Source organism: Planktothrix sp. PCC 11201 (assembly GCF_900009135.1).
Lineage (GTDB): Bacteria > Cyanobacteriota > Cyanobacteriia > Cyanobacteriales > Microcoleaceae > Planktothrix.
The window spans coordinates 516975-540490 of sequence record NZ_LT797710.1 but is presented as its reverse complement, the minus strand read 5'-3'; the positions used below and the strand labels follow the sequence as shown (position 1 = coordinate 540490).

Annotated in this window: 17 protein-coding genes and 1 CRISPR repeat array; of the genes, 3 read left to right on the top strand and 14 right to left on the bottom strand. The window is 40.3% G+C overall.

Annotation, left to right across the window (positions count from 1 at the left end; all coding sequences use genetic code 11):
* Positions 1 to 39 precede the first annotated feature (39 nt).
* The 4 genes from xdhB to PL11201_RS21695 form a co-directional block, all read right to left on the bottom strand.
* Positions 40 to 2349 (bottom strand): xanthine dehydrogenase molybdopterin binding subunit, encoded by a 2310-nt coding sequence (gene xdhB / locus PL11201_RS21710; protein ID WP_079680919.1) that lies wholly within the window; start codon positions 2347 to 2349, stop codon positions 40 to 42.
* Positions 2350 to 2477: 128 nt separating this feature from the next.
* Positions 2478 to 3878 carry a xanthine dehydrogenase small subunit gene (xdhA, locus tag PL11201_RS21705; RefSeq protein WP_079680918.1) on the bottom strand — a complete coding sequence of 467 codons (1401 nt, stop codon included), beginning with the start codon at positions 3876 to 3878 and terminating at the stop codon, positions 2478 to 2480.
* Positions 3879 to 3976: 98 nt separating this feature from the next.
* Positions 3977 to 5080 (bottom strand): tetratricopeptide repeat protein, encoded by a 1104-nt coding sequence (locus PL11201_RS21700; protein ID WP_079681066.1) that lies wholly within the window; start codon positions 5078 to 5080, stop codon positions 3977 to 3979.
* Between the two features lie 170 nt (positions 5081 to 5250).
* The gene (locus PL11201_RS21695; RefSeq protein WP_079681065.1) at positions 5251 to 5769 is read right to left on the bottom strand and encodes a hypothetical protein; all 519 of its coding nucleotides are present in this window, start codon (positions 5767 to 5769) and stop codon (positions 5251 to 5253) included.
* 283 nt (positions 5770 to 6052) lie between these two features.
* Here PL11201_RS21695 and era point away from each other — a divergent pair, with 283 nt between their 5' ends.
* A complete protein-coding gene (gene era, locus PL11201_RS21690) occupies positions 6053 to 6982 on the top strand; it encodes a GTPase Era (RefSeq protein WP_079680917.1) in 930 nt (309 codons plus the stop codon).
* Positions 6983 to 7252: 270 nt separating this feature from the next.
* Positions 7253 to 10128: a CRISPR direct-repeat array (repeat unit 37 nt; unit sequence GTTGCAATAACCAATAATCCCTTTCAGGGATTGAAAC).
* Positions 10129 to 10201: 73 nt separating this feature from the next.
* On the opposite strand, the gene PL11201_RS21685 is transcribed toward era, so the two are convergent.
* The 4 genes from PL11201_RS21685 to PL11201_RS27190 form a co-directional block, all read right to left on the bottom strand.
* Entirely contained in the window at positions 10202 to 11254 is a 1053-nt protein-coding gene (locus PL11201_RS21685) for a Fe(3+) ABC transporter substrate-binding protein (protein WP_079680916.1), read from the bottom strand.
* A gap of 331 nt (positions 11255 to 11585) precedes the next feature.
* The gene (locus PL11201_RS21680) at positions 11586 to 11789 is read right to left on the bottom strand and encodes a pentapeptide repeat-containing protein (RefSeq protein ID WP_369821849.1); all 204 of its coding nucleotides are present in this window, start codon (positions 11787 to 11789) and stop codon (positions 11586 to 11588) included.
* Between the two features lie 79 nt (positions 11790 to 11868).
* Positions 11869 to 12192 carry an RNA-guided endonuclease InsQ/TnpB family protein gene (locus PL11201_RS27195; RefSeq protein WP_144017848.1) on the bottom strand — a complete coding sequence of 108 codons (324 nt, stop codon included), beginning with the start codon at positions 12190 to 12192 and terminating at the stop codon, positions 11869 to 11871.
* 10 nt (positions 12193 to 12202) lie between these two features.
* Complete coding sequence (locus tag PL11201_RS27190; RefSeq protein WP_144017847.1) at positions 12203 to 12637, bottom strand: helix-turn-helix domain-containing protein; 435 nt, start codon at positions 12635 to 12637, stop codon at positions 12203 to 12205.
* A gap of 187 nt (positions 12638 to 12824) precedes the next feature.
* Between PL11201_RS27190 and PL11201_RS21670 the strand changes: the two genes are divergently transcribed.
* Positions 12825 to 13292 (top strand): YraN family protein, encoded by a 468-nt coding sequence (locus PL11201_RS21670; protein ID WP_079680915.1) that lies wholly within the window; start codon positions 12825 to 12827, stop codon positions 13290 to 13292.
* A gap of 9 nt (positions 13293 to 13301) precedes the next feature.
* Here PL11201_RS21670 and PL11201_RS21665 read toward each other — a convergent pair whose 3' ends face one another.
* Positions 13302 to 13691: a hypothetical protein gene (locus tag PL11201_RS21665; protein ID WP_079680914.1), complete on the bottom strand. Its 390-nt coding sequence runs from the start codon at positions 13689 to 13691 to the stop codon at positions 13302 to 13304.
* A gap of 382 nt (positions 13692 to 14073) precedes the next feature.
* On the opposite strand from PL11201_RS21665, the gene queA reads away from it, so the two are divergent.
* Positions 14074 to 15201: a tRNA preQ1(34) S-adenosylmethionine ribosyltransferase-isomerase QueA gene (gene queA / locus PL11201_RS21660; RefSeq protein WP_079680913.1), complete on the top strand. Its 1128-nt coding sequence runs from the start codon at positions 14074 to 14076 to the stop codon at positions 15199 to 15201.
* A gap of 99 nt (positions 15202 to 15300) precedes the next feature.
* On the opposite strand, the gene PL11201_RS21655 is transcribed toward queA, so the two are convergent.
* The 5 genes from PL11201_RS21655 to smc all read right to left on the bottom strand — a co-directional run bounded on the left by PL11201_RS21655 (position 15301) and on the right by smc (position 23419).
* Positions 15301 to 15897 (bottom strand): CHAP domain-containing protein, encoded by a 597-nt coding sequence (locus tag PL11201_RS21655; RefSeq protein ID WP_079680912.1) that lies wholly within the window; start codon positions 15895 to 15897, stop codon positions 15301 to 15303.
* A 248-nt stretch (positions 15898 to 16145) separates the two neighbouring features.
* Positions 16146 to 17234, bottom strand: coding sequence for a 4-hydroxyphenylpyruvate dioxygenase (gene hppD / locus PL11201_RS21650; RefSeq protein WP_079680911.1), 1089 nt, complete (start codon positions 17232 to 17234; stop codon positions 16146 to 16148).
* A 36-nt stretch (positions 17235 to 17270) separates the two neighbouring features.
* A complete protein-coding gene (locus PL11201_RS21645) occupies positions 17271 to 17978 on the bottom strand; it encodes an SDR family oxidoreductase (protein WP_079680910.1) in 708 nt (235 codons plus the stop codon).
* A 184-nt stretch (positions 17979 to 18162) separates the two neighbouring features.
* Positions 18163 to 19554, bottom strand: a complete 1392-nt coding sequence (locus PL11201_RS21640) for a PIN domain-containing protein (protein WP_079680909.1) — start codon at positions 19552 to 19554, stop codon at positions 18163 to 18165.
* A gap of 211 nt (positions 19555 to 19765) precedes the next feature.
* Positions 19766 to 23419 (bottom strand): chromosome segregation protein SMC, encoded by a 3654-nt coding sequence (gene smc / locus PL11201_RS21635; RefSeq protein ID WP_079680908.1) that lies wholly within the window; start codon positions 23417 to 23419, stop codon positions 19766 to 19768.
* Positions 23420 to 23516 lie beyond the last annotated feature (97 nt).

Here is a 23516-nt window from a genome sequence, read left to right as displayed (position 1 = left end):
AGTAATCAATAGAAAACTGGATGAATAACTGCAATTATTTTAACAATCAACTAATTTTAATTGTACCTGTTCAATGGCATTTAAAATTGCTTCTGGGGTAGCAGGAGAAGCTAAAAAAAACGAATCGATTTGACTAAAGGCTGCAATAGCTTCTTTAATCGCTTCTCTAACCGAAATTGCTAACATAAAAGGAGGTTCTCCCACCGCTTTACTCCCATAAATTACCCCATCCTGAGCCGCTCGTTTTAATAAGTCAACCTTGAAATTTTTAGGAACTTCTTTAATTGTGGGAATTTTATAGGTGCTTGGAGCAAATGTTTTTAATCTTCCCGAGTCATCCCAAACCAATTCCTCCATCGTTAACCATCCCATTCCCTGGACAAAACCTCCTTCTATTTGTCCGATATCAATTAAAGGATTTAAGGATTCTCCCACATCGTGAACAATATCCACTTGGCGCAGTTTAAAAGTTCCCGTAAATCCATCGATTTCCACTTCACTAACGGCAGCACCATAGGCATAATAATAGAAGGGTCTACCCTTGCCTATTTTGGGATCATAGTAAATATTGGGGGTACGGTAATAGCCCGTTGTAGATAAACTCACCCGTTGATTATAGGCTTGTTTAACCACTTCATTAAAAGCTATTTTTTGACTGGGATAACTTTGACAATAAATCCAATCTTTCTCAAAAATTAATTCTTGAGGTTCATCCATATTTAACAACTTTGCTGCAACTTTTGCCAGTCGTATTTTAAGGATTTCACAGGCATTTTTTATCGCTTGACCATTTAAGTCTGAACTACTAGAAGCAGCCGTAGCCGAGGTATTTGGGACTTTATCTGTACTCGTGGGCATGATTCTAAACCGTTCAATATTCACCCCTAATGCTTGGGAAGCAACCTGTAACATTTTCGTTTGTAAACCCTGACCCATTTCCGTCCCCCCATGATTGAGTTGAATACTCCCATCTAGGTAAATTAAAATTAAAGCCCCTGCTTGATTATATTCGGTTTTGGTAAAAGAAATTCCAAATTTAACTGGAGTAATGGCTAACCCGCGTTTTTGATAATAATTATTTTGATTAAATTGTGCTATTTCTATTTTTCGCTGGGCAAAATTAGAGTTTAATTTCACTTCCTCCCAAACCCTTAAAATGCGATTATCAAAAATTTCTTGACCATAATGGGTTGTATTGGTTTCTGCTTCACCATGATAAAAATTACGTTCTCTGACTACTTCAGGAGGTAATCCCAATTTACGCGCAATTCTATCGATGATTTCTTCAATAATTACCATGCCCTGTGGCCCCCCAAATCCCCTAAAAGCCGTATTAGAAACCTTATTTGTTTTCAGGACTTGACCTCGAATTTCTAAGTTAGGAATATAATAACAATTATCCAGATGAAACATCGCCCGTTGTAAAATAGGGAAGGATAAATCCGCACTCCAACCGCCATCGGAATATAAATCAATATCTAGGGCTAAAAGTTGACCTTTTGAGTTAAATCCTACTTGATATTGACCTAAAAAAGCATGGCGTTTTCCAGTAGTGATCATATCTTGATCTCGTTTGAGTCGAACTCGCGCCGGACGTCCGGTTTTTTGAGCGGTTAAAGCGGCGATCGCTGCGGTGGGATTAGCTTGGGTTTCTTTGCCTCCAAACCCTCCTCCCATGCGTAAACAAGTGACCACAATTTGATTTCTAGGAATGTCTAAAACCTCTGAAATAATTGCTTGAGTTTCACTCGGATGTTGGGTGGAAGAATAAACTTGATAATGGTCTTCCATATTGGGAATAACCCAACTGACCTGAGTTTCTAAATAAAAGTGATCTTGACCTGAAATTTCAATCTCTCCGGTTAAAATAAAATCAGATTCTTGTAAAGCATTAGCAATATTTCCCCGACGCATAATATTTTTATCGGCGTGAACACTATTATTTTGTATTGCGTCTTTAATTGTTAAAATTGGGGTTAATACTTCATAGTCAATTTTTATAGTTTCGGCTGCTTTTTGGGCTAAAATTTCTGTTTCTGCAACCACCCACACTACAGGTTGACCCCAATAATTAATTTCATCCGCAGGTAATAGGACTTCATCGTGTTTAATGGTTCCCGTGTTATTATAACCTTTGATATCATTGGCGGTTAGAATAGTCACAAACCCTGGAATATTATCTAAATTTGAACTATCAATTTTTAATAGTTTGGCTTTAGCATAGGGGGATAATACGGGCCATAAATATAACATTCCGTTAGGTAATCTTTGGTCGTCGGTATAAATCGCTTTCCCCGTAACATGACCGACAGCACTTTCATGAGGTTTAGAGTTACTATTTTCTTTCATATTTTTATCCTTAAATTCGTTGTTACGCGTTGTTGCACGTTGTTGCGCTTCAGCGCAATCTTTACAAAGCTACTATATTTGTTGTTGCGCTTGAGCGCTCCCAATAAGGGCTAAAGCCCAACAACGTTTTAGAGGGGAGAAAACTCTAGGAAAAACTTTTCAAACAAATTAGCAACTAATCGTTTTCTATAACTAGCACTTCCTCGTAAATCCGTCAAGGGATTAAAAACATTTTTTAACCTCATTTTAGCTTGTTGAATTGTTGCCAAATTCCAGGGTTTTCCGATTAACATTTCTTCAATCTCAATCGCTCTGAGCGGAATTGCTGCGACTCCACCATAGGCTAGTCTAGCATAAATAATTGTATTATTTGTATCCAAATCAATGGTAAAGGCTGCGGAAACAATACTAATATCATCTGTCCCCCGTTTTCCCACTTTATAGGATTGACTAAAACGCCTTATCGTATTTTCAGTAACCGTTTTAGGCATAATAATTGAAACAATTACTTCTTGGGATTGTAATTGAGTTTGACGATAACCCTTAAAAAAATCAGCAATAGCAATAATTCGTTCTCCGGTTAAACTTTCTAACCGAATTTGAGCATCTAAAGAGAGTAAAACCGGGGCTAAATCTCCAATGGGAGACGCTGTAGCAATATTGCCTCCAATGGTAGCACGGTTACGAATTTGTTTACCCGCAAACCAGGTTAACATTTCATCTAAACTCGGAAATATTCCCCTTAATTGTTCTTGAATATAACTCAAAGGAATAGCCGCACCAATTTCTACGGTATCTAAATGGTAGTGAATTTGTTGGAGTTCTGCAACGGATTCTAGGGAAATTAGGGTGGGAAATTCTTGGCGATGATGACTGATTTCTAAGCCTAAATCTGTTCCTCCTGCAATTAATTGAGCTTGGGGATATTCTTGTAAAAGATTGAAAACTTCTGAGAGTCGAATGGGGCGGAAAAACTGTTGACAAGAAGTAATATATTTGATAGAATTAATTTGTAAATCAATCTCTTGTAAACGTTGGCTAAACTGATCAACGGGATGGGAATTGTTAACAGCTTCTGCGGCTTTCATAATCGGCAAATATCCCGTACATCGACATAAATTCCCCTCTAAAGATTGATAATCAACCTGACCTTTATAATACGCAGCAAATAAACTCATAATAAAGCCCGGGGTACAATAGCCACATTGGGAACCCCCCAAACTAACCATCGCTTCTTGTACCGGATGCAGACCGTTTTTTCCCACACCTTCAACGGTAATAATTTCCCGCCCCGCCATCGTTGCTAGGGGAATTAAACAACTATTTATTGCTAGATATTGGGGTTGTCCGTCCGCCCCCTGACCAATAACCGCAACGGTACAAGCGCCACAGTCTCCATCCCCGCAACCTTCTTTTGTTCCTACCCGTCCACTACTGCGCAAATAGTCTAATAGGGTGAGGGTGGGGGAAAGGTCTTGGATATCGACTTTTTGACTATTAATTATTAGGCTAAAGGTGTTATTTTGCATAAGCTAAAGAAGAAATATTAAAAATAAGCTCAATTCTAGCTCAAATTAGAGGGATTATCTAATACCCTAAACGTGAATTATTTCCTATTCCCTATTCCCTACAATTTCAAAAATACCAAACCACTATATAAATGAAAAGCATTATCCCAAACACTTTCGGATTTTCGAGATAAATCAATATGGGGTTTAATCCGACCGAGAAATTGAGTATAATCTAATGTGGTTTCAGCAAAGGGTGTAAACTCAGACCAGAGTTGAGCATGAGTTAACAATAAATTTAACTGTTCTTTTAACAAATTCCAATGAATTCTATTAGTATTTTGGGAAGCGGGTATGGTTTCCGGGGAAAATTGAGTAAAATCAACTCCTTGTTTAAAATCATAGTTTTGATCACAAAGTCTTAAAATACAACCCCGTTTAGGCAAATGTAGATCACAAATTTGAGCGTAATCTTGGGTGGTTTCTTTATGGCGAAATCGTTCGGATTTAGGACGACGGGGATCATAATCTAAGGACTCTACAAACATAGGTAATAATCCTTCTACCCGTTGGGTAACTTCCTGCCAATTAAAGGTCATAGACCCTAATTGCTCCTGTTCATTTTGACAAATAATAGTCGGTTGAGGGGATAAACTTTGAATTGATTGTATCCGAAAAACCTGAAGTTTTTGAATTTCCGTTAAAGCCACCCAAAATACCGGAATTCCGGCTTCTAACATTTCTTCACCATAAACCTTTAATTCTCCCATTTCCCCGGTTTTATACAGACGCCACCCGCGACTTTGTAGCTGCATTCGGGCGGTATAGGGATCGGTTTTTAACATTCGGGCTAGGGTTTGGGCGGCGATTTGTTTTTTTTCTGGGGCCAAAGGTTCTAAAATTAAAATCCCTAATTCTTGATTTTTCGGGTCAGCTTTAGCTTGAATAATCGCGTCTTGACGTCGATTTTGTTCAATATCTTCAATTCTTTGTAACCCCTGACGCGCCTGGGAGACAATTTTAGGGTTTGTCGCATCTTTAAGTAATTTACGATAAACCTTTTCGGCGGTTTCCAATTTATCAGTCCCTTCATACCAACGCCCAGCATACAACTGTACCCAAAAATTCTGGGGTTCTTGTTTTTGCAGTTGCTTGAGAAGTTTGGCGGCTTGGCGGTAGTCCTGACGGTCTAGTGCTTCTGCAACTTCTTCGAGTTCTTTCATGGTTTTATAGAAGGGAACAGGGAACAGGCAATAGGCAATAGGGGGAAAAGACTTGACCATCGTGACTGCTATAGCCTCTTGCCCTAATATTATTGTGCCATTTCTTCTAAAATAAAATCACCTCCTTTGCCATGAACAAAGAAGGTGAAAATTAAGAAGATTAAATCAACTTATTTGGGGCAAACGGAAATATTGTTAGCATTCAGAACAACTGTTCCAGCGCTTTGCTGTTGGATTAAAATAGGGTTGCCTGTATCACTTTTGATGATTAAAGGACTTAAAGCCAGACACCCTTGAACCAGTTCGCCCCATTCTTCCACTTTGCGAGTGTATTCAGCCCGAATCCGGGGAACATCATCTAAGGTAATACCATTGGGGATCGGAGGTAAGTTAGGGATGAACACCGTATCGGTAATTACTGCATCACTGGTGATACTTTTATCAGTCCCTAATTCATAGATAATCGGAAACTTGAAGGCCGCAGGTAGGGTTCTATCCGGGTAACCCAGGTCGGGTAAGGCGTGGTAAATGGGGGGGTCAACCCGTCCCAGATCGGGATCTTTGGGTTGATATTTATAGTCAAAGTCAGAGGGCACTACAGGTGTCCCAATAGGATTTTGAGCGACAGCAGGTAACTGTAAAGCTGCTGCGATTAGGGCGCATAGGCCACCAACCAGTTTTGAATTCATCGTTTTCATCTCCTCAATCTCACCAACGTAAAAATTAACGGACTCTGGACGTAAAGTTGATTCTGGTTTGATCAACACTACTCCCATGGCACTGTACAGAACTATAACCTATCTTAACCCAGATTCAGAAAGGGTTTCTGCGATCGCCTTGAGTTCGAGTAGGTTTCTATCTTAGATTTTGATAGACCTACCTGGCAACTCTATCAAATTTTAGTCTGTATATCAAGGGAAAGGGGCTTGGGTTAGAATAGCAAGGGACTATCACAACTGGAACAGAAATTGAATGGATGGGTCTGAAGGTGTAACAATTCCCTTACCGCCAGAGGGATATAAGTCGGGGTTTGTCGGAATTATTGGTCGCCCGAATGTGGGGAAATCGACTTTGATGAATCAGATGGTGGGTCAGAAAATCGCCATTACTTCCCCCGTGGCTCAAACGACGCGCAACCGTCTGCGGGGGATTCTGACCACGGCTGAGGCTCAAATTATTTTTGTCGATACCCCGGGAATTCATAAACCCCATCATCAACTGGGTAAGGTTTTGGTACAAAATGCCAAGTCGGCGATTTCCTCCGTTGATGTTCTGTTGTTGGTGGTCGATGGGTCTGTGGAGGCTGGAGGTGGCGATCGCTATATTATTGAGTTACTCGAACAAGTCAAGATTCCGGTGATTCTGGGGATGAATAAACTGGATCAACAACCGGAGGATACGGTGATTATTGACCGGAGTTATGGTCAACTGGCCCAACCCCATGAATGGCCCGTGGTCAAGTTTTCAGCATTAACGGGGGAGGGTGTCAATGATTTGCAACAATTATTAATAGATCGTTTAGATCCTGGCCCCTATTATTATCCCCCAGATTTGGTAACGGATCAGCCGGAACGCTTCATCATTGGGGAACTAATTCGAGAGCAGATTTTACTCCACACCCGGGAGGAGGTACCCCATTCTGTAGCGATTTCCGTTGACCGGGTGGAGGAAGACCCGAAAATTACTCGGATTTTATCTACTATTCATGTTGAGCGTCCTTCCCAAAAGGGAATTTTAATTGGCCATCAGGGCAGTATGTTGAAAACCATTGGCAGTGATGCCCGCCAACAGATTCAAAAGTTGATTGATGGTAAGGTCTATTTGGAGTTATTTGTGAAGGTGCAACCGAAATGGCGTCAGTCCCGCAGTCAGTTGGCGGATTTGGGTTATCAGGTTGAATAGCCGTTTCTAGGATATGGTTTGCGCTAACCTATAGCTGTTCAAAATTGGAGGGGGATTTTTGGGTCTGAAAGGTTTATCTATTATGGGTTTGAGGTGTCTCAAGGCTTCAAGGAGGTTGGCGCGATTCTTGAATACCTTATGGGAATGGGGTTTTGGCGTTTTTTTATTTTTGCGTGTTGACAAGTCGATGGCTGAAATGGTACTTTACGATCAGGTTGTCGGAATCGTACCTCGAAAACTAAATATATCAAGGGTTTCAGAAGCCTGCGGGTTGCAATAACCAATAATCCCTTTCAGGGATTGAAACTCAAAATAACCTTTAAGATGGGAAGCGATCGCGATGGTTGCAATAACCAATAATCCCTTTCAGGGATTGAAACTTCATCCGTTTCGGGCTGTGGGTCGCTATCATTCGGTTGCAATAACCAATAATCCCTTTCAGGGATTGAAACATTCTCGGATTGATTTTGATAAAGATGGAAAATTTAGGTTGCAATAACCAATAATCCCTTTCAGGGATTGAAACTTGAGCTATATAGGAATAAGGTTGCCTCCGTGATTGGTTGCAATAACCAATAATCCCTTTCAGGGATTGAAACGAAAAAACTTGGGATATTTGTTAGCCCGTTCGAGTGGGTTGCAATAACCAATAATCCCTTTCAGGGATTGAAACAGAATTACAAATGGTAAACGCGACGGCGTTTGCAAGGTTGCAATAACCAATAATCCCTTTCAGGGATTGAAACCTACTTTGAAATATTCCCGAATCTCCCGCCCCTGTTGGTTGCAATAACCAATAATCCCTTTCAGGGATTGAAACCCATTGATAGAGACGTTAGCTCTGAATCCTTTCTAGGTTGCAATAACCAATAATCCCTTTCAGGGATTGAAACTGCGACCTGCCTGGCTCTTCTGGCTGGCAATATCGGTTGCAATAACCAATAATCCCTTTCAGGGATTGAAACGGTATGGAATTCCCCGTGCCATGAGAAAATTAGGGGTTGCAATAACCAATAATCCCTTTCAGGGATTGAAACACCTTTAATGGCCTGGAATTTACTCTTAATGTTTGGCGGTTGCAATAACCAATAATCCCTTTCAGGGATTGAAACGCTTTAAACCGGACAATCCTCGCCCTGACCCTTGGTTGCAATAACCAATAATCCCTTTCAGGGATTGAAACATCTGTCCCTAGAGATATATCCTTGAGACGCAATAAAGGTTGCAATAACCAATAATCCCTTTCAGGGATTGAAACATTCCGGTTTTATTCCCAATCAAACTAATAGCGCCACAGGTTGCAATAACCAATAATCCCTTTCAGGGATTGAAACTTCGGATTTGAGAGAAAGCGGCTCAACGGAACAGGGTTGCAATAACCAATAATCCCTTTCAGGGATTGAAACACCCAACATGATATACCATCTTTAAGGTGAATAGTGGTTGCAATAACCAATAATCCCTTTCAGGGATTGAAACGTTCAACATTAAACTTTGTTACGATTCGGATATTGGTTGCAATAACCAATAATCCCTTTCAGGGATTGAAACATTATTAACGGCGGTCAATGGGGGGATTACTACGCGGTTGCAATAACCAATAATCCCTTTCAGGGATTGAAACTTATTTGACGAGGCAGGCGCTTTGATGTTTTCTAGGTTGCAATAACCAATAATCCCTTTCAGGGATTGAAACAGGTTCCTGCGATTGGAGTTGTGGCGGGTGAAAAGGTTGCAATAACCAATAATCCCTTTCAGGGATTGAAACAAAGATTCAGTATCGGGTATTAGGTGAGGGTTGGTGGTTGCAATAACCAATAATCCCTTTCAGGGATTGAAACCGACTCAACTCTAGGGAATCCCATCTGTTGCCAGGGTTGCAATAACCAATAATCCCTTTCAGGGATTGAAACGAAATGATTAATCTCACTCGACTAGGGGCAATCTTTGGTTGCAATAACCAATAATCCCTTTCAGGGATTGAAACAAACTATCTGCCATATCTTTAGATGCTTTTAATTGGTTGCAATAACCAATAATCCCTTTCAGGGATTGAAACGACAAAACGCTCCAACTTAGACTATAGGCTTCAAGTTGCAATAACCAATAATCCCTTTCAGGGATTGAAACCGAAAATTGCCAATAGGGGATTAATTGCCAGAGACGGTTGCAATAACCAATAATCCCTTTCAGGGATTGAAACCAGGAAGTCTATAGCCCAGTCTAACCAAGGATACGGTTGCAATAACCAATAATCCCTTTCAGGGATTGAAACTGTATGTATTGGAACTATGAAACATCTTCGCCCTTGTTGCAATAACCAATAATCCCTTTCAGGGATTGAAACTGATCTCCTCCGGTGGCTTCAAAAATATCTTGAATTGTTGCAATAACCAATAATCCCTTTCAGGGATTGAAACTTCCACAATCTTCGCTACTTTATCTTGAATAGAAGTTGCAATAACCAATAATCCCTTTCAGGGATTGAAACATCGGAAAACTCACAATTCATGGAAGCGATCGCGTTGCAATAACCAATAATCCCTTTCAGGGATTGAAACCCATTAATAGCAAATTCTAAGATGGCTTCTTGATGTTGCAATAACCAATAATCCCTTTCAGGGATTGAAACGTAGAAAATAATCCCATTAGAAAGCACCAACTATTAAAAGAGGTTGCAATAACCAATAATCCCTTTCAGGGATTGAAACCGTTGTTTAGACCAGAGGAATATTTGAGGCGATCCAGTTGCAATAACCAATAATCCCTTTCAGGGATTGAAACAAAAGTTTGTCCGGGCTGTAGTTGTGGACAAGCCCCGATTGTTGCAATAACCAATAATCCCTTTCAGGGATTGAAACAAAAGGCAGATAATGGGCGGTGCGAGTCAAGCTGAGTTGCAATAACCAATAATCCCTTTCAGGGATTGAAACTCTATCGTTGATAAACTCATTGATTAAATTCCAGGTTGCAATAACCAATAATCCCTTTCAGGGATTGAAACTCATTTTATTAAATGTAATGAGCATCTTCTTCATAGTTGCAATAACCAATAATCCCTTTCAGGGATTGAAACCAAGGGGGATTAGTCCTTCTCCAAAGCAGTGATGTTGCAATAACCAATAATCCCTTTCAGGGATTGAAACGCAAAATAGATAAAATAGTTGTTGTTGCTTTAGCCCCTAGAAAGAGCGCTAAAGCGCAACAACGTATCAAAGTTTATTTCCAACCTGCGCGATCCATAATTTGAATCGCCTGGGAATTGAATTTTCCGTAGGCTGCAACATTGATCGGATTACTTTTAAATGTGCCAAAACTCGATAGCACAGGAGACACAGGAACACCCGCAACTACAGGATATTCAAAAGCACTTTGAGCAAAAATCTTTTGAGCTTCAGGACTCGCTAAATGCTCTAAAAATTTAATTGCTCCCGCCTTATTGGGGGCATTTTTAATTACCCCAGCCCCGCTAATATTGGTGTGAGTTCCCTGGGCCCTTTGGTTGGGGAAAAATAAACCCACCTTACTGGCGATCGCTTTATCTTCGGGTTTGGGAGAGGCGACTAAACGCCCTAAATAATAAGTATTAGCTAGGGTTAAATGTCCCACACCCGCCGCCACAGCTTTAATTTGAGAAACATCATTTCCCTCCGGGGGTCTAGCAAAATTAGCCACAAATCCTTTCACCCAAGTTTCCGTAGGAGCCGTTCCACTTTCTCCAATCATCGAAGCTACTAAGGATTGATTATAGATATTATTAGAAGAACGAGCTACTATTTTTCCTTTCCATTTAGGATTGGCTAAATCTTCATAGGTAGAAAGTTGAGCCGGATTCACCTTAGATTTATTATAAACAATCACCCTCGCCCGTTTAGAAAACCCAAACCAATTACCATTCGGTTCCCTTAAATTCGCTGGAATTACTTGATTTAAAGTAGCGGAAGAAATCGGTTGAAAAATTCCCTGTTGTTGCGCTCTCCAAAGATTTCCCGCATCGACGGTAATCAGAATATCCGCCGGACTATTGGCCCCTTCGCTCTTAATCCGTTCTACCATTTCCTCAGCTTTTCCTTCCACCAGATTAACCTTAATCCCAGTTTTTTGGGTGAAACTTTCATAGATCTGATTATCAGTATCGTAATGGCGGGCGGAGTAGACATTCAGAACTTGGGGGTTAGCTTGCGATGGCTCCATCGGGCTAAGTCCACCCGCAGCAACTACAGCTAAGGCTGTTCCCAGGGTGAGAAACCCACGTCTAGTGATTTTGTTCATCGGGCTTTAATGCAATAGTTTATCAAGAAGACAGTATACAGTTAATGCTATAAATTCTCAATAATTGTTTTTTAAGAACACTTGTGGTAATATAATCGCTTTTTACCGTCAATCAATTTGAGGAGAATTTACCCGATTTTGAAGGGCTTACGGGCTTAAATATCTGGGTTAAGCTGAATCTGAGTTAGGGAATAAATGATTTAAGTGATTAAGATTCTTTTCTCAAGAGTCTAAAAATATTGCTAATTATAGTCAAATGACTAAGATACAAAAATATTCACAGGTTATATTTGCCCCCACCTGTGAATATTGATTGTTGAAATTGAGTATTTCAGCTTAGCTTAATCACAATCAAGGGTATCGCGGGTCTTTCGAGGTTGACATCTTGGAGTTTCGCCCCAAATAAACTAACCCCCCGCAAATCCGTATGGCTAAAGTTGCTTCCGCGTAAATTGGCAAAGCCAAATTCTGAGTCGGTTAGGACTTGGCCAGAAAAATCGGCATTTAACAAAGTCCGCTTTTCTTGAACCTCCACTGGCTAAAGCCGAATGGATTCTTTTTTCACAGGCTCTTAACTAGGATGTATCCCCCGTCAGATCGCCTCCAAAAGCAATTTAAGTCACGGATGTACCAGCCGCCACAATATTTAAACCTCTATCTCGAATCACCATAGAAGCAGCAATATCTCTATCAATTTCAAATCCACATTCATGACAATGATGGACTCTTTCACTCAACTCTTTTTTGCCTGTGTTTGTCCCACAATTAGGACAAATCTGTGAGGTGTAATTTTTATCTACTTTGCAGAAATAAGTGTCAGTTTGGCTGCTAACATATTCTAGGATTGTGAAAAATTGTCCTAATCCCATATCTAAAGATTGCTGACCAAATAAACCTTGACTCCATGACGTGAAATTGATATCTTCTACAAAGATCATTCCCACATCTCTACAAAGTTGATGAGCCAATCTGAAATGATAGTTTTTCCGTCTGTGCAGAACAGGGTAGATTAAAAGATTTTATCTTCTTTTTATATCTAGGAAATCCCATATTCTTACTTTTCATATCATTAAATGCCCGATCTAATTTTCTCAAGGTTTGCTGCATTGCCTGAGCATTACCAGATTTGAGAAAAGCATTATTTTTCTTAGCTAAAGTTAACTTAGCAGATTGATTATGATATGACGGGTATTCAAAAGGTTCTACTATGTATTCACTATTGAGTGAACACATATTTACCTTACAACTACGAGAATTGTACCAAAGCTTTCTTTCATACAGAGCATAATTCCAAACGGATTTACAAACATCCAAATTATGCTCAATTATTTCTATTTGTTCTTTAGTTGGTTTTAACTTGTAGTTGTAAGTCAGATTAAGCATTCGACGGGAGTGCCAATGTTATTTCTCTATCCTAGCTGGATTTTTCACAAAAAGTTAGGTTGATTTGTAACTTCAATAAAAGTTAATATAAAGCCATCCGACGCTATCGCTAAAGGACGGGGTTTTAATCCCAAATTTTCGATAAAATTCGTACTTACAAATTCTTGTATTTTTAATCCTAGATCCGATGTCTAAATCAAGAGTAATTGGTTCTTTAGGGGAAAAACTGGTTGGCCATTGGTTAGAAACACAAGGCTGGCAGATTTTGCATCATCAATGGTATTGTCGATATGGAGAAATTGATTTAATTGCCGTTGAAACGGGAGAATCGGGAATTTTAACTTTAAGTTTTATTGAAGTGAAAACTCGTAGTCAACGGAATTGGGATCAGGGGGGACTTTTAGCCATTACTCTAAAGAAGCAAGCCAAAATTATTCAATCGGCTGAATTATTTTTAAGCGATCGCCCCCAATTCCTGGAATACGCCTGTCGGTTTGATGTGGCTTTGGTCAGTTGTGTTCGCTACCCAACTCAAACATCCATCTCAGAGGAAGTTTCCAGCTTTTTCCCGCGTATAAATATCGGTCAGTCTGTATTGATAAACGGCTACCAACTGATTCTACAAGACTATATTGAATCAGCATTTAGCGAATAATCGAGGAAATTAAGCTAAGGCTTCGGGACAGTACCCTAAACCCCTAACAAATTGAGTTCGGAAGGACTCAACATCTTCGCGGTTAGGAATTCCATGGGAAACAACCGCGACTTGGTAACGACGCATGACACTGAGGGGAGATTGTCCCGTTTCCAAACCCCAAAGGGCCATTAAAATCCGCATATCGGGTTCATAGGGAACACCCAATTCCTGCATAAAAGCTCTGAAGTCTCCGTGTTCCTGGGGGGTGAGATATTGACACATTTTGACTTTAACAATCCAGCCATTAATTTGGTGAATCACCGTAATAAACTGAACAGGGAAAGAATGATTCGAGCATAAAAAGTCTATGACTCTCAGGGTAAGACTGGTATTAGCAAGGTAGTAGAGGTATTCCATCGGTGATCTCCTGCATGACTGTTCCGCTTTGTTTGTTGCTCAACTCCAGTCTGGAACTCTGCAACAAAAAGCAATAGGAGCGGTATTTTTGCTTGTCCTGTAACCGTTGATTCAGGTCTGAAGTTGAAACGGAGCCAAAAATGATCAGACTCTTATGAACGCCAGATCTGTAGGTAACATAACCCTATACCTATTATATTGACAAGATTAGGGATAATAAGATAGGGGAAAAGCACCCGATTTTCCATGGGGGATTCTACCCAAAAGTTACTTGAGATCAGGGTATAACTAATCAAGATCACCACAGGGATCTGCAAATATTGAGTTGCTCTCCCATGAGATAATGTATAAAAAAAAATTGGGTAAAGGATAATTAGAAAAAATGGATCAGTTAGATTATCAGTTAGAAAGCTATAACTATGAACTGCCAGAAGAACGGATTGCTCAAAATCCAGTTGTACCAAGGGATCACTCTCGTTTGCTCGTTGTAGATTCTCCAGACTCCCATCTTCATTGTCTATTTAAGGATTTACCCGAATTTCTCAGACCCGGGGATTTACTGGTACTTAATAATACCCGTGTACTTCCGGCCCGTCTGTATGGACACAAAAGTAGTGGGGCGGCGGTGGAAGTATTACTACTAGAAGAAAAACAGCATCATTGCTGGTTGGCTTTAGTCAAACCGGGTAAAAAATTTAAACTGGGTTCTGTAATTGAGTTTGAACTGAATCCTACCTCAAAAAATAATTGGAATTGTGAAGTATTGCGGGCGACGGTATTGGAAACCGATGAAGAAACTGGGGGAAGGTTATTAAAATTTGAAATTCCACCAGGGAAGTCCCTAATTCCGTTTTTAGAAGCCTTTGGCAATATTCCGTTTCCTCCCTATGTGACGGAAACCGAAGCTTTACCGGAACAATATCAAACGATTTATGCAGAACGTTCCGGGGCTGTCGCTGCACCGACTGCGGGGTTACATTTCACGGAAGAATTATTTCAGCGTTTACAATTAAAAGGAATTGATCAAGCTTTTTTAACTTTGCACGTTGGAGTTGGAACTTTTCGACCTGTTGAAGCCGATCATATTATTGACCATCAAATGCACGGAGAATGGATTGAAGTCCCGGCGGAAACCTTTAGAAAAATTGAAAAAACCAAAGCATCTGGGGGGAGAGTGATTGCTGTTGGAACAACTTCTGCACGGGCATTAGAAGGGGCTGCAATCGCCACAGAAACCTCCCAAGAATCAAGGGTTACAGGCTATTGTGGGAAGACTGATATTTTTATTTATCCTGGGTATCAATGGCGGATTATTGATGGATTAATTACTAATTTTCACTTACCTAAATCCAGTTTATTAATGTTGGTTTCGGCACTTATTGGACGGAAACGTTTACTCAATTTGTATCAACAGATCTTAGAACAACCTCCTAACGAGTTCGGACAACAATATCGGTTTTATTCCTTTGGAGATGCCATGTTTATCTCTCCAGAAAGTGTGATGGAATAGGGAACAGGGAACAGGGAACAGGTAATGGGTAATGGGTAATGGGTAATGGGTAATGGGAGGAAAATACTTCACCCTATTGGTGTGTTCCCTGCTATAAAATCAGGACTTATTTTTTTTCCCAATTAATTGATCAACTAAATTTTTGTGGTAATTCGGTGGAACTTTAACCACTTCACGCTGGGGTGGGGTGGGGGCTGGGGTGGCGGGACGGGAGGCTTGAACTTGAGTCGGGACGGAATTAGTATAGGGGGGACGTCCGAAGCCTAAAATGATCCCCCGAGTTCGGTTTCGGCGCATAACTTCGCCCCCATTAGCATCATTACCCACTCCCGTATTTCCCTCAATACTGATAATACTGCCATCGGATTTAACCGATTCTACGATCCCAACATGATCGGCAATTCCATCCCCCCGCCAACAGAAAAAGACCACATCCCCTGCTTTCGGCTCTTGAAACCATTGACCCCGTTGTCTAAACCAGGACACCCCATCGGGACAGTAGGCGAACCCCTTGGAACTTCTAATGGGCAGGGGTAAACTAATTTTATCAAAACAATAGGAGATAAAAATTGCACACCAAGGAACGTAATTCATGCCGTACCATTCACCGTACTTATTACCATTACTACCCGGGGGATATTCGGTATATCCAATTTCACCCGCAGCAACATTAATTAAATTACCTACAGTTGTCATAAGAATTCTCCAAAATTTTAAATTGATTCGGGATAGAGTAGGCTGATCAGTGCGCTACCTGTAGATTTTGGGACGAGATTTTCCGCCTTTACTACCCATATTTTACTCTTTTTCTTTCTAACATAGGGAATCAAGGTTTTGATATCTTAAATTATTCTTAAGTTTCTTTAAAAAAAGATAACATCTGAATTCCTAGTCCATATTTTATGTTCAGGGAAATTTATGGGTAATCCGAATTAATTCTAAAATCAGGAATAATTTTGATTGGTGCGTTTAATTTGTTCCCGCTCTATGGCTTCAAATAAGGCTCTAAAATTACCTTCTCCAAACCCTTGAGCCTGTCTAAATTCACCTTTAATTGTAAAAAACTTTCGTTCAATAAATTCCAAGAAAAATGTCGGTTTTTCAAAAATAGGTTGGCTAAAAATTTGTAATAGCATTGCTTCCGGGTTTAATGCTTCCCAATCTGCTAAGATTTGGTTGACTTTTAATTCTTCCCAATTCACCGATGGGTTTTGATTTTCCCAACGGTTTTTGGATTGCAGATAATATTCATCAGGAACCGTTAAAAAAGATAATCCTTTTTGTTTTAAATTCTTGACTTGTTGTACTAAATCTAAGGTTCTCAGGGCAATATGTTGAATCCCCGAACCTCGATTAATGTCTAAAAATTCTTGAATTTGAGAATTGCTGGATACGGGTTCGTTAATGGGAAACTGAACTTGACCTTGAGCATGAACCAGGACTTGACTTTGGAGTCCTGAACGTTCCGTTTGAATATCAAAACTTTGTTTAGGCTGAAATCCTAAATAATCTTGATACCAAGAAATTGCTGTTTTTAAGTCTCCAGATTCTACATTTAAAACAACATGATCAATAGTAAGTATCTCGGGGGTAGACATAGGAATAATATCGAAAAAACCAGGAATAGCTTTGCCAGGTATTGTTCCTATTTGTTCAACTAAAGTATGACGTAAACCCTGCCATCCTTCTAGGGTTAACCATTTTAATTTTCCCCCCGAATATTCCTGATATTTTAAGGGATAAATTATCTGAACTCCTTGTTTAACAAGCTGTTCAAGTCTTAATTCTAAATCTTGAACTTGAAAGGCGATGTCTGCAACTCCCGACGGATGAAATCGCAAAAATTTAGTAACAGGACTCTCAACCGTTAGAGGTGAAGATAGGAGGAAATAAACTGAACCTTGGCACACAATTTCTGTTTGGGTATGACCAAAGTTCCGACTCTTAATGCCTTGAAATCCTAAATTGTTTATAAACCAGTTCCGTGTTCGTTTGGCATCTTGAACATAGAAATGGATATGATCAAACTCCATAATTCTCCGTTCAATAAGCAATCATATAATATAAATTTAGAAAAATAAATGGCTTTCCGGTTGAATATTAATTTCCATGGGAACCGCTTGGGGTTCAGCTGCTAAGGCAAACATAATAGAATTAGCAGCAGTTTCTGCACTCAACATTTTTGATCGGTCAACTTTTAAACTGACATGATCCCAAAAAGGCGTATCCACACCGCCAAAATAAAATAGGGTAACTTTAATTCCATAGCGTCTGACTTCATCGGCAAAACATTTACTAAAACCCACTAAACCAAATTTAGAAGCACAATAGGCACTAGACATTGCCATAGAATGTTTTCCTAAAATTCCGACAACATTACAGATATGTCCTGATTTTTGTTGCTTCATAATATTAGCAGCAGCCTGACAGGTATAGGCAGATCCTTTTAAATTTAGATCTAACATGGCATCTAAATCAGTCGGTTCAATTTTATTCCATTGTTTTAAAATTCCCGCCCCCGCCGCATTTACTAAAATATCAATTTGACCGAAATAATCAACGGTTTTTTGGATTAAATTCTCGACCTGTTGGGGGTCAGTAATATCCGTTGGGACAATTAACAATTCCGTTGGGTCTAACTCCGTTGCTAAAGCTTCCAATTGACTGCTATTCCTCGCGACTAAGACCAGTTTTGTTCCCATTTGGGCCAATTTTCTGGCGACGGCTGATCCAATTCCTCCTGTGGCGCCCACAATGATAGCGACTTTATTGTTCATTTTCCTTTATATTTCTTAACAATCATCTTTATTAGTATAACAAATTATCGTTCCCCCTGTAGAGACGTGCCACGGCGCGTCTCTCTACTCTCTCTCTACATCATACGGATGCGTAGGAAATATTGAAGGATGGAATATAAAATACCGCAGTACAGACGAGACACAGACGCGCCATGGCACATCTCTACGGGGAATTTAACTTAACTCTCCAATCTTTATCAGTTTTTTCTAAATTAAAGGCGGTGCTTAGATTTAATAGCTTTTGAAAATTGCCACCTAATCTTAATTTTTTAATAATTTTAGTAATAGAAATCCCATATTTTTGATGAAATTGGGTTCCTAGAATAGACAATGAAACATTATCCTCCGATGAATTTAAAGTAAGTTCTTGGATAATTTTAATTAAAGCGGTTTCTAAATCTTCCAAAGATTCAATCAGAATTTTTTGAGATAACTCCGTATTTAATAACGCAACAGGTTCGGTTACAGAAGATTGAATCTCAAATAGAGTCACATAGCTAGGAGATTTTTCTGAAGATTTATGGACTACAAAAATATGGGGATTTTTAACAAATATATCTCGGGCTTGATAATCCGAAAAATGGGCAGCTACCACTTGACTAATGGTTAAATCGTAGGCATCTTTATATAAAAGATCAACTCGATTCAGTTTAATCCATTGACAGTGAGAGTGTTTTTGTTCTAGTTTGATAATCTCCTGTAATTGTAGAATAAATTGATCTAAAGTAGGAATTTGAGGAGCGGTTTTCAAAGAATAGGTATTCACTTGACTGGTGCGGGTATTCAGCACTGTAAGATTAGTTTTATTTTTAGTGACTTGATAAACAGTTAATCCATGGGTTTGTAGGGCATTACACAAATGGGTTAAGCCGCGGTCAGAAGAACAAACTAGAACCTCTTTTGCCGTGGGATAATGTACAAAAATAGATGACCCCACCGTTGACATTTTTAAATCCGCACTATCTTTTCCCGGGGGAACATGAATGAGTTGATAACTCCGTTGATGATATTCTAAATCTTTTTTTCCCATACTCCGCCAGTTAGCAAAGGCAACTTTAATTTGCATGGGATATAAGCAAATAGTCTCTAAAAATTTTTCCGTTTCTATATCTAAAGTCAGATTTTCAACATCTAATAATAAAATACTAATTCCGCTTTCCCTGGGATTTCTACCATTTAATAATTGAGAAGAAGAATGATCAACTAAAGGATAATGAGCAAATAGGGCAGCCACATTGGGGTCTGTCAGTTGTTCGAGTTTAGCAATTAAGACTTTATATTCAGGAGAATGTAAGAATTCAATACTAAACAATCGGCTGAGATAGGCTTTAAGTTTTGTTAATAGTTCCTCTCGATTTCGAGCTTGACCTAATCCCTGATTCAGTTGACGAATCAGTGAGGATTGATGTTCAGATTGTTGCCAAGGAATATGGCGATAACGGGGATTAATCCAGTCAGGATATTGAACGTTCACTAATGTTCGACAAACATAGTGACTAATGGCAGGAACAACCAGGGTTCCATTCTCTTGAATTGTGCTGGCTTGCTTAAACATAACCGATACAAAATGCTAACAATTCTGTCTTGAATCCTAGTAGCATGGTGACATTTTACCTCAAAATGTCAACTTTCATCTAAAAAAATCACTGAGCAAGAAAATTGCGGTTTTTAGTGTTATGAGGTTTTTAAGGAAACACAAAGACACTAAGGCACTAAGAAAGACAGAAGGATGTCAAGGGGGTATTCAATAAAATTTATAGCGGTTTTTAGAGTTTAATTCCGAGGACTTGGGTGTAAGCGCCTCTAGCTTGGGTGACGCCGATGGTGCGTTGGGAGGCTTCCATCATCGGACGACGCAAACTAACAACAAGAAATTGAGCTTGTTCGGTTTGACTTTTAATCATTCTAGCCAATCTTTCCACGTTAGAACCATCTAAAAACATATCGACTTCATCGAAGGCATAGAAGGGTGAAGGACGATATTTTTGTAGGGCGAAAATAAAGCTTAAAGCGGTTAGGGATTTTTCCCCCCCGGACATGGAGGTTAACCGTTGGACGGGTTTACCTTTGGGATGGGCGATTAAGTTTAAACCACTGGTAAAGGGATCTTCTGGGTTATCTATTTCTAAATATCCATCTCCTTCTGAAAGTTGAGCAAAAATGGTTTGAAAGTTTTCATTCACGGCATCAAAGGCTTCTTGAAAAGCTCGACGGCGGAGGGTGGTAAAGTTTTCAATTCGCAGTAATAATTCGGTTCTTTCTCCTTCTAAAGTAGTGAGTTTTTGGGTTAATTCTTCTAAGCGGGTTTGGGTGCGTTCAAATTCTTCTAGGGCTAACATATTTACGGGTTCTAAGGCTTCCATGCGTTTTTGCAGCGATCGCAAATCCCGTTGCAAAGCCGCTAAGTCTAAGTTATTCGGTATATTGGGTAAGGGTTCGGGGAGTTCAATTTTAATTGCGGCAATTTGTTCTAATTTAATCGTTAATTGTTCCCGTCTTCCAGCTTGAGTTTCTTGCAATTTTTCAATTTGCCAGTCTAATTGTTGTTTAGCTAAACGCAATTCTCCTAAATTAGTTTCTATCTGATCCCGTTGTCTTTTTTCTTCTCCCAATTTGGCTTCTACTTTGGATATATTCCCCCGAATTTGTTGAATGGTTGTGTGAATTTCTGCTAACTGATTCTTGACAGTTTCTAACTTTTGGGTTAAAAACTTTTGTTCCTGACGAGTGGCTTCTAATTTCTGATTTCCGGCTTGATTTTTTTCTTGTAAACGGGTTTGTTGATTTTCAATTTCTGTTAACCGTTGTTGCACGGTTCTGAGGGCATTCTCTTTTTGTTGAAGCTCGGTTTCTTGGGTTCTTAATACCCCTTGGAGTTGTTGCCATTCACTATGACTGTGGGTGTCTTCAAGTTGGGCTAGGAGTTCCCGATCCTGTTGTAATTTTGTTTCTAAATTGGGAATTTCTGCCTCTAAATTCTTTAAGCGAATTTGGGCGGTATTGAATTCTTGGGTATTTTTTTCTAATTGCGATCGCAGTTGTTCTTGTTGATTATTTAAGGTTCTAATTTCTGACTCTAATAGAGATACCTGTTGTTGATGATCTCGCAACGTTTGTCGAGCTTCATTCAGTTCTAACGCTCGCTCTTTCACCGTTTGACTCGCTTCTATAATACTCCGGTTACAGCGTTCTAAAATGCGTTCAATTTCTTCTAATCTTTCCTTTAATGCCGCAATATTTCGGGCTTCGGCTGACCCTTGATCCGTACCAAAATGTAAGCTAGACCGAGAAGCTACACTTCCCCCGGTCATCGCTCCGGTGGTTTCTAATAATTCGCCTTCTAAGGTCACTATCCGATATTGTCCTAATACTTTTCGAGCATTAGAGAGATTATTAAATACTAAAGTATTGCCAAAAACATAAGCAAAAATATCTTGATAACGGGGTTCATATTCAATTAAATTCACCGCTAAATCAATTAACCCCGACACATTTCTCATCGTGGCTAAATTAGGCAAATTAGAACGATTTCCCTTAATTTTGTTTAAGGGTAAAAATGTCGCCCGTCCCGCTTGTTGACGCTTCAAAAATTCAATTGCCGCCGCCGCCACACTATCATCTTCCACCACAATATTACCCAACCTCGCCCCGGCGGAAGTTTCCAGGGCTAACTGATATTGGGGTTCCACCTGTCCCAACTGACAAACCAACCCACAAATGCCCGAAATTCCCGACTGAGCGATGATTTTAGTCGCATAACTGCCCGTTGCTTCTTGCTGCGCCTGATGTTGCGCTTCGGACTTATCCAGTTTGCGCTGACGTTCCCGTTGTTCCTGTAATAGACGGGTTTGGGTTTCCTGCTGCACCTGTAACTCCGTTTCCACTTCCGTTACCTGTTGGGTCAGGGTCGCTACCCGTTGAGCCGTCCCATCCCGTTGATTTGTGGCGGTTTGCAACTCGATCGTTTTTTGCGATAACTCCTGAGCTAAGGTGGTAACAGACTGTTGCTGTTCTGAAAGTTGGCGTTGCAGTTGTTCAACTCGCTCCCGCAGTCGCGCTTGTTCAGTCCGATGGGGGTCAAGGGTTTTCTGGAGCGTTTCAATTTGGCGATGTAGTTCTGTCTGTTGCACCATCCAGCTTTCCGCCTGTTGTGCGACTTCTGAGGTGGCTTCGCGACCTCGTTCTACCGTTGTTTGTAGACTATCCCGTTCCCGTTGCCTTTGACCCAAATTCAGGGTTTCCTGATCCTTTTCAATGGCTAGACCATCGAGGGCTTGATAATGTTGGCGCAGTTCCTGTTCGGTTTGATGAATTTGGGTGATCGTCTGTTGGATGGCGGTTTCCAGTTCCGCAGACCGGGTTTGCAGTTGACTCTGTTGTGCTTCTTGGGTGGCCAAACTAGACTGGAGGGCAATTAGTTCTTCTTCACCCATAGCTTTAACTAGGGCGTTGAGTTTTTCTAGTTGAACAGATGTGGTTTGAATTTGCTGATCTTGGTGTTGACGCTGTTCGTTTAGATCCGTTAAGGTGCGATCATCAGCTTCTATTTGTTCCCGCAGTCGTCCCTGTTGTTGTTGGAGGGTCTGATAATTGAGAACCGTTTCCCACTGGCTTTTTTGTTGAAATTCTTCTCGCAGTTGTTGATATTTTTCCGCCTTTGCCCGATCTTTGTCTAAGCGATCGCGTTGGGCTATTAATTCTTGTTCTACGATCCGGCTCCGTTCTTCTCGATCCTTCACCGCATCTAATTTTTCCTTGGCTAAGGTAATTTTCCGATCAAAGGAAGCTACCCCCGCCAACTCATCAATAATTTCTCGACGTTCCCTGGGTTTCATCGTAATAATACCCGTAACATCCCCCTGTAAAACCACGTTATAGCCTTCGGGATAAATTCGCAGTTTATTTAACTGTTCGTGGAGTTCGGTTTGGGTACAGGCTTCCCCATTAATATAATAAGTCGAGGTATAGGTTCCCTGTTTCGTTACCCGCAGTTTTCGGGCAACCGTCCATTCTGATGGGGGTTCATAATTTGGGATCGATAGGTCATCCCCCGGTAGAGACGTGCCATGGCGCGTCTCAGAGGTTTCAGTTTCAGTTTCTGGGGATAAACTATTATCAATTTCTTTGCTATCACTCCCCAAGGGTTCACCGTCGTAGTCGGAGAGGTCAAAGGTAACGGTAACGAGGGTTTCAACCGTTCCCTTCCGGCTTTGAGCATTATTTACCAAGTCAGGTAAACGTTCCGCCCGCATTCCCTTGGAGGACGATAACCCCAGGGCAAATAATAACGCATCGAGAATATTAGATTTGCCGGAACCATTCGGCCCAGAAACGACCGTAAACCCGGGTAGTAATGGCACGGCTGTTGTACCACCAAAGGATTTAAAGTTAGTGAGTTCGACGCGCTTGATATGAACCATTGGGACGAATTTAGGACGGATAATGTGAGTGGGGAGACTCACACGACATAGTTGTCTCAAGAATCAACAATATTAACAGTTTAGCCTGGATCAAGCA

What these genes read in the sequence shown, in the direction of transcription:
- xdhB (WP_079680919.1), bottom strand. Translation starts at nt 2,349, where the DNA reads ATGAAAGAAAATAGTAACTCTAAACCTCATGAAAGTGCTGTCGGTCAT.
- xdhA (WP_079680918.1), bottom strand. Translation starts at nt 3,878, where the DNA reads ATGCAAAATAACACCTTTAGCCTAATAATTAATAGTCAAAAAGTCGAT.
- PL11201_RS21700 (WP_079681066.1), bottom strand. Translation starts at nt 5,080, where the DNA reads ATGAAAGAACTCGAAGAAGTTGCAGAAGCACTAGACCGTCAGGACTAC.
- PL11201_RS21695 (WP_079681065.1), bottom strand. Translation starts at nt 5,769, where the DNA reads ATGAATTCAAAACTGGTTGGTGGCCTATGCGCCCTAATCGCAGCAGCT.
- era (WP_079680917.1), top strand. Translation starts at nt 6,053, where the DNA reads ATGGATGGGTCTGAAGGTGTAACAATTCCCTTACCGCCAGAGGGATAT.
- PL11201_RS21685 (WP_079680916.1), bottom strand. Translation starts at nt 11,254, where the DNA reads ATGAACAAAATCACTAGACGTGGGTTTCTCACCCTGGGAACAGCCTTA.
- PL11201_RS27195 (WP_144017848.1), bottom strand. Translation starts at nt 12,192, where the DNA reads ATGATCTTTGTAGAAGATATCAATTTCACGTCATGGAGTCAAGGTTTA.
- PL11201_RS27190 (WP_144017847.1), bottom strand. Translation starts at nt 12,637, where the DNA reads ATGCTTAATCTGACTTACAACTACAAGTTAAAACCAACTAAAGAACAA.
- PL11201_RS21670 (WP_079680915.1), top strand. Translation starts at nt 12,825, where the DNA reads ATGTCTAAATCAAGAGTAATTGGTTCTTTAGGGGAAAAACTGGTTGGC.
- PL11201_RS21665 (WP_079680914.1), bottom strand. Translation starts at nt 13,691, where the DNA reads ATGGAATACCTCTACTACCTTGCTAATACCAGTCTTACCCTGAGAGTC.
- queA (WP_079680913.1), top strand. Translation starts at nt 14,074, where the DNA reads ATGGATCAGTTAGATTATCAGTTAGAAAGCTATAACTATGAACTGCCA.
- PL11201_RS21655 (WP_079680912.1), bottom strand. Translation starts at nt 15,897, where the DNA reads ATGACAACTGTAGGTAATTTAATTAATGTTGCTGCGGGTGAAATTGGA.
- hppD (WP_079680911.1), bottom strand. Translation starts at nt 17,234, where the DNA reads ATGGAGTTTGATCATATCCATTTCTATGTTCAAGATGCCAAACGAACA.
- PL11201_RS21645 (WP_079680910.1), bottom strand. Translation starts at nt 17,978, where the DNA reads ATGAACAATAAAGTCGCTATCATTGTGGGCGCCACAGGAGGAATTGGA.
- PL11201_RS21640 (WP_079680909.1), bottom strand. Translation starts at nt 19,554, where the DNA reads ATGTTTAAGCAAGCCAGCACAATTCAAGAGAATGGAACCCTGGTTGTT.
- smc (WP_079680908.1), bottom strand. Translation starts at nt 23,419, where the DNA reads ATGGTTCATATCAAGCGCGTCGAACTCACTAACTTTAAATCCTTTGGT.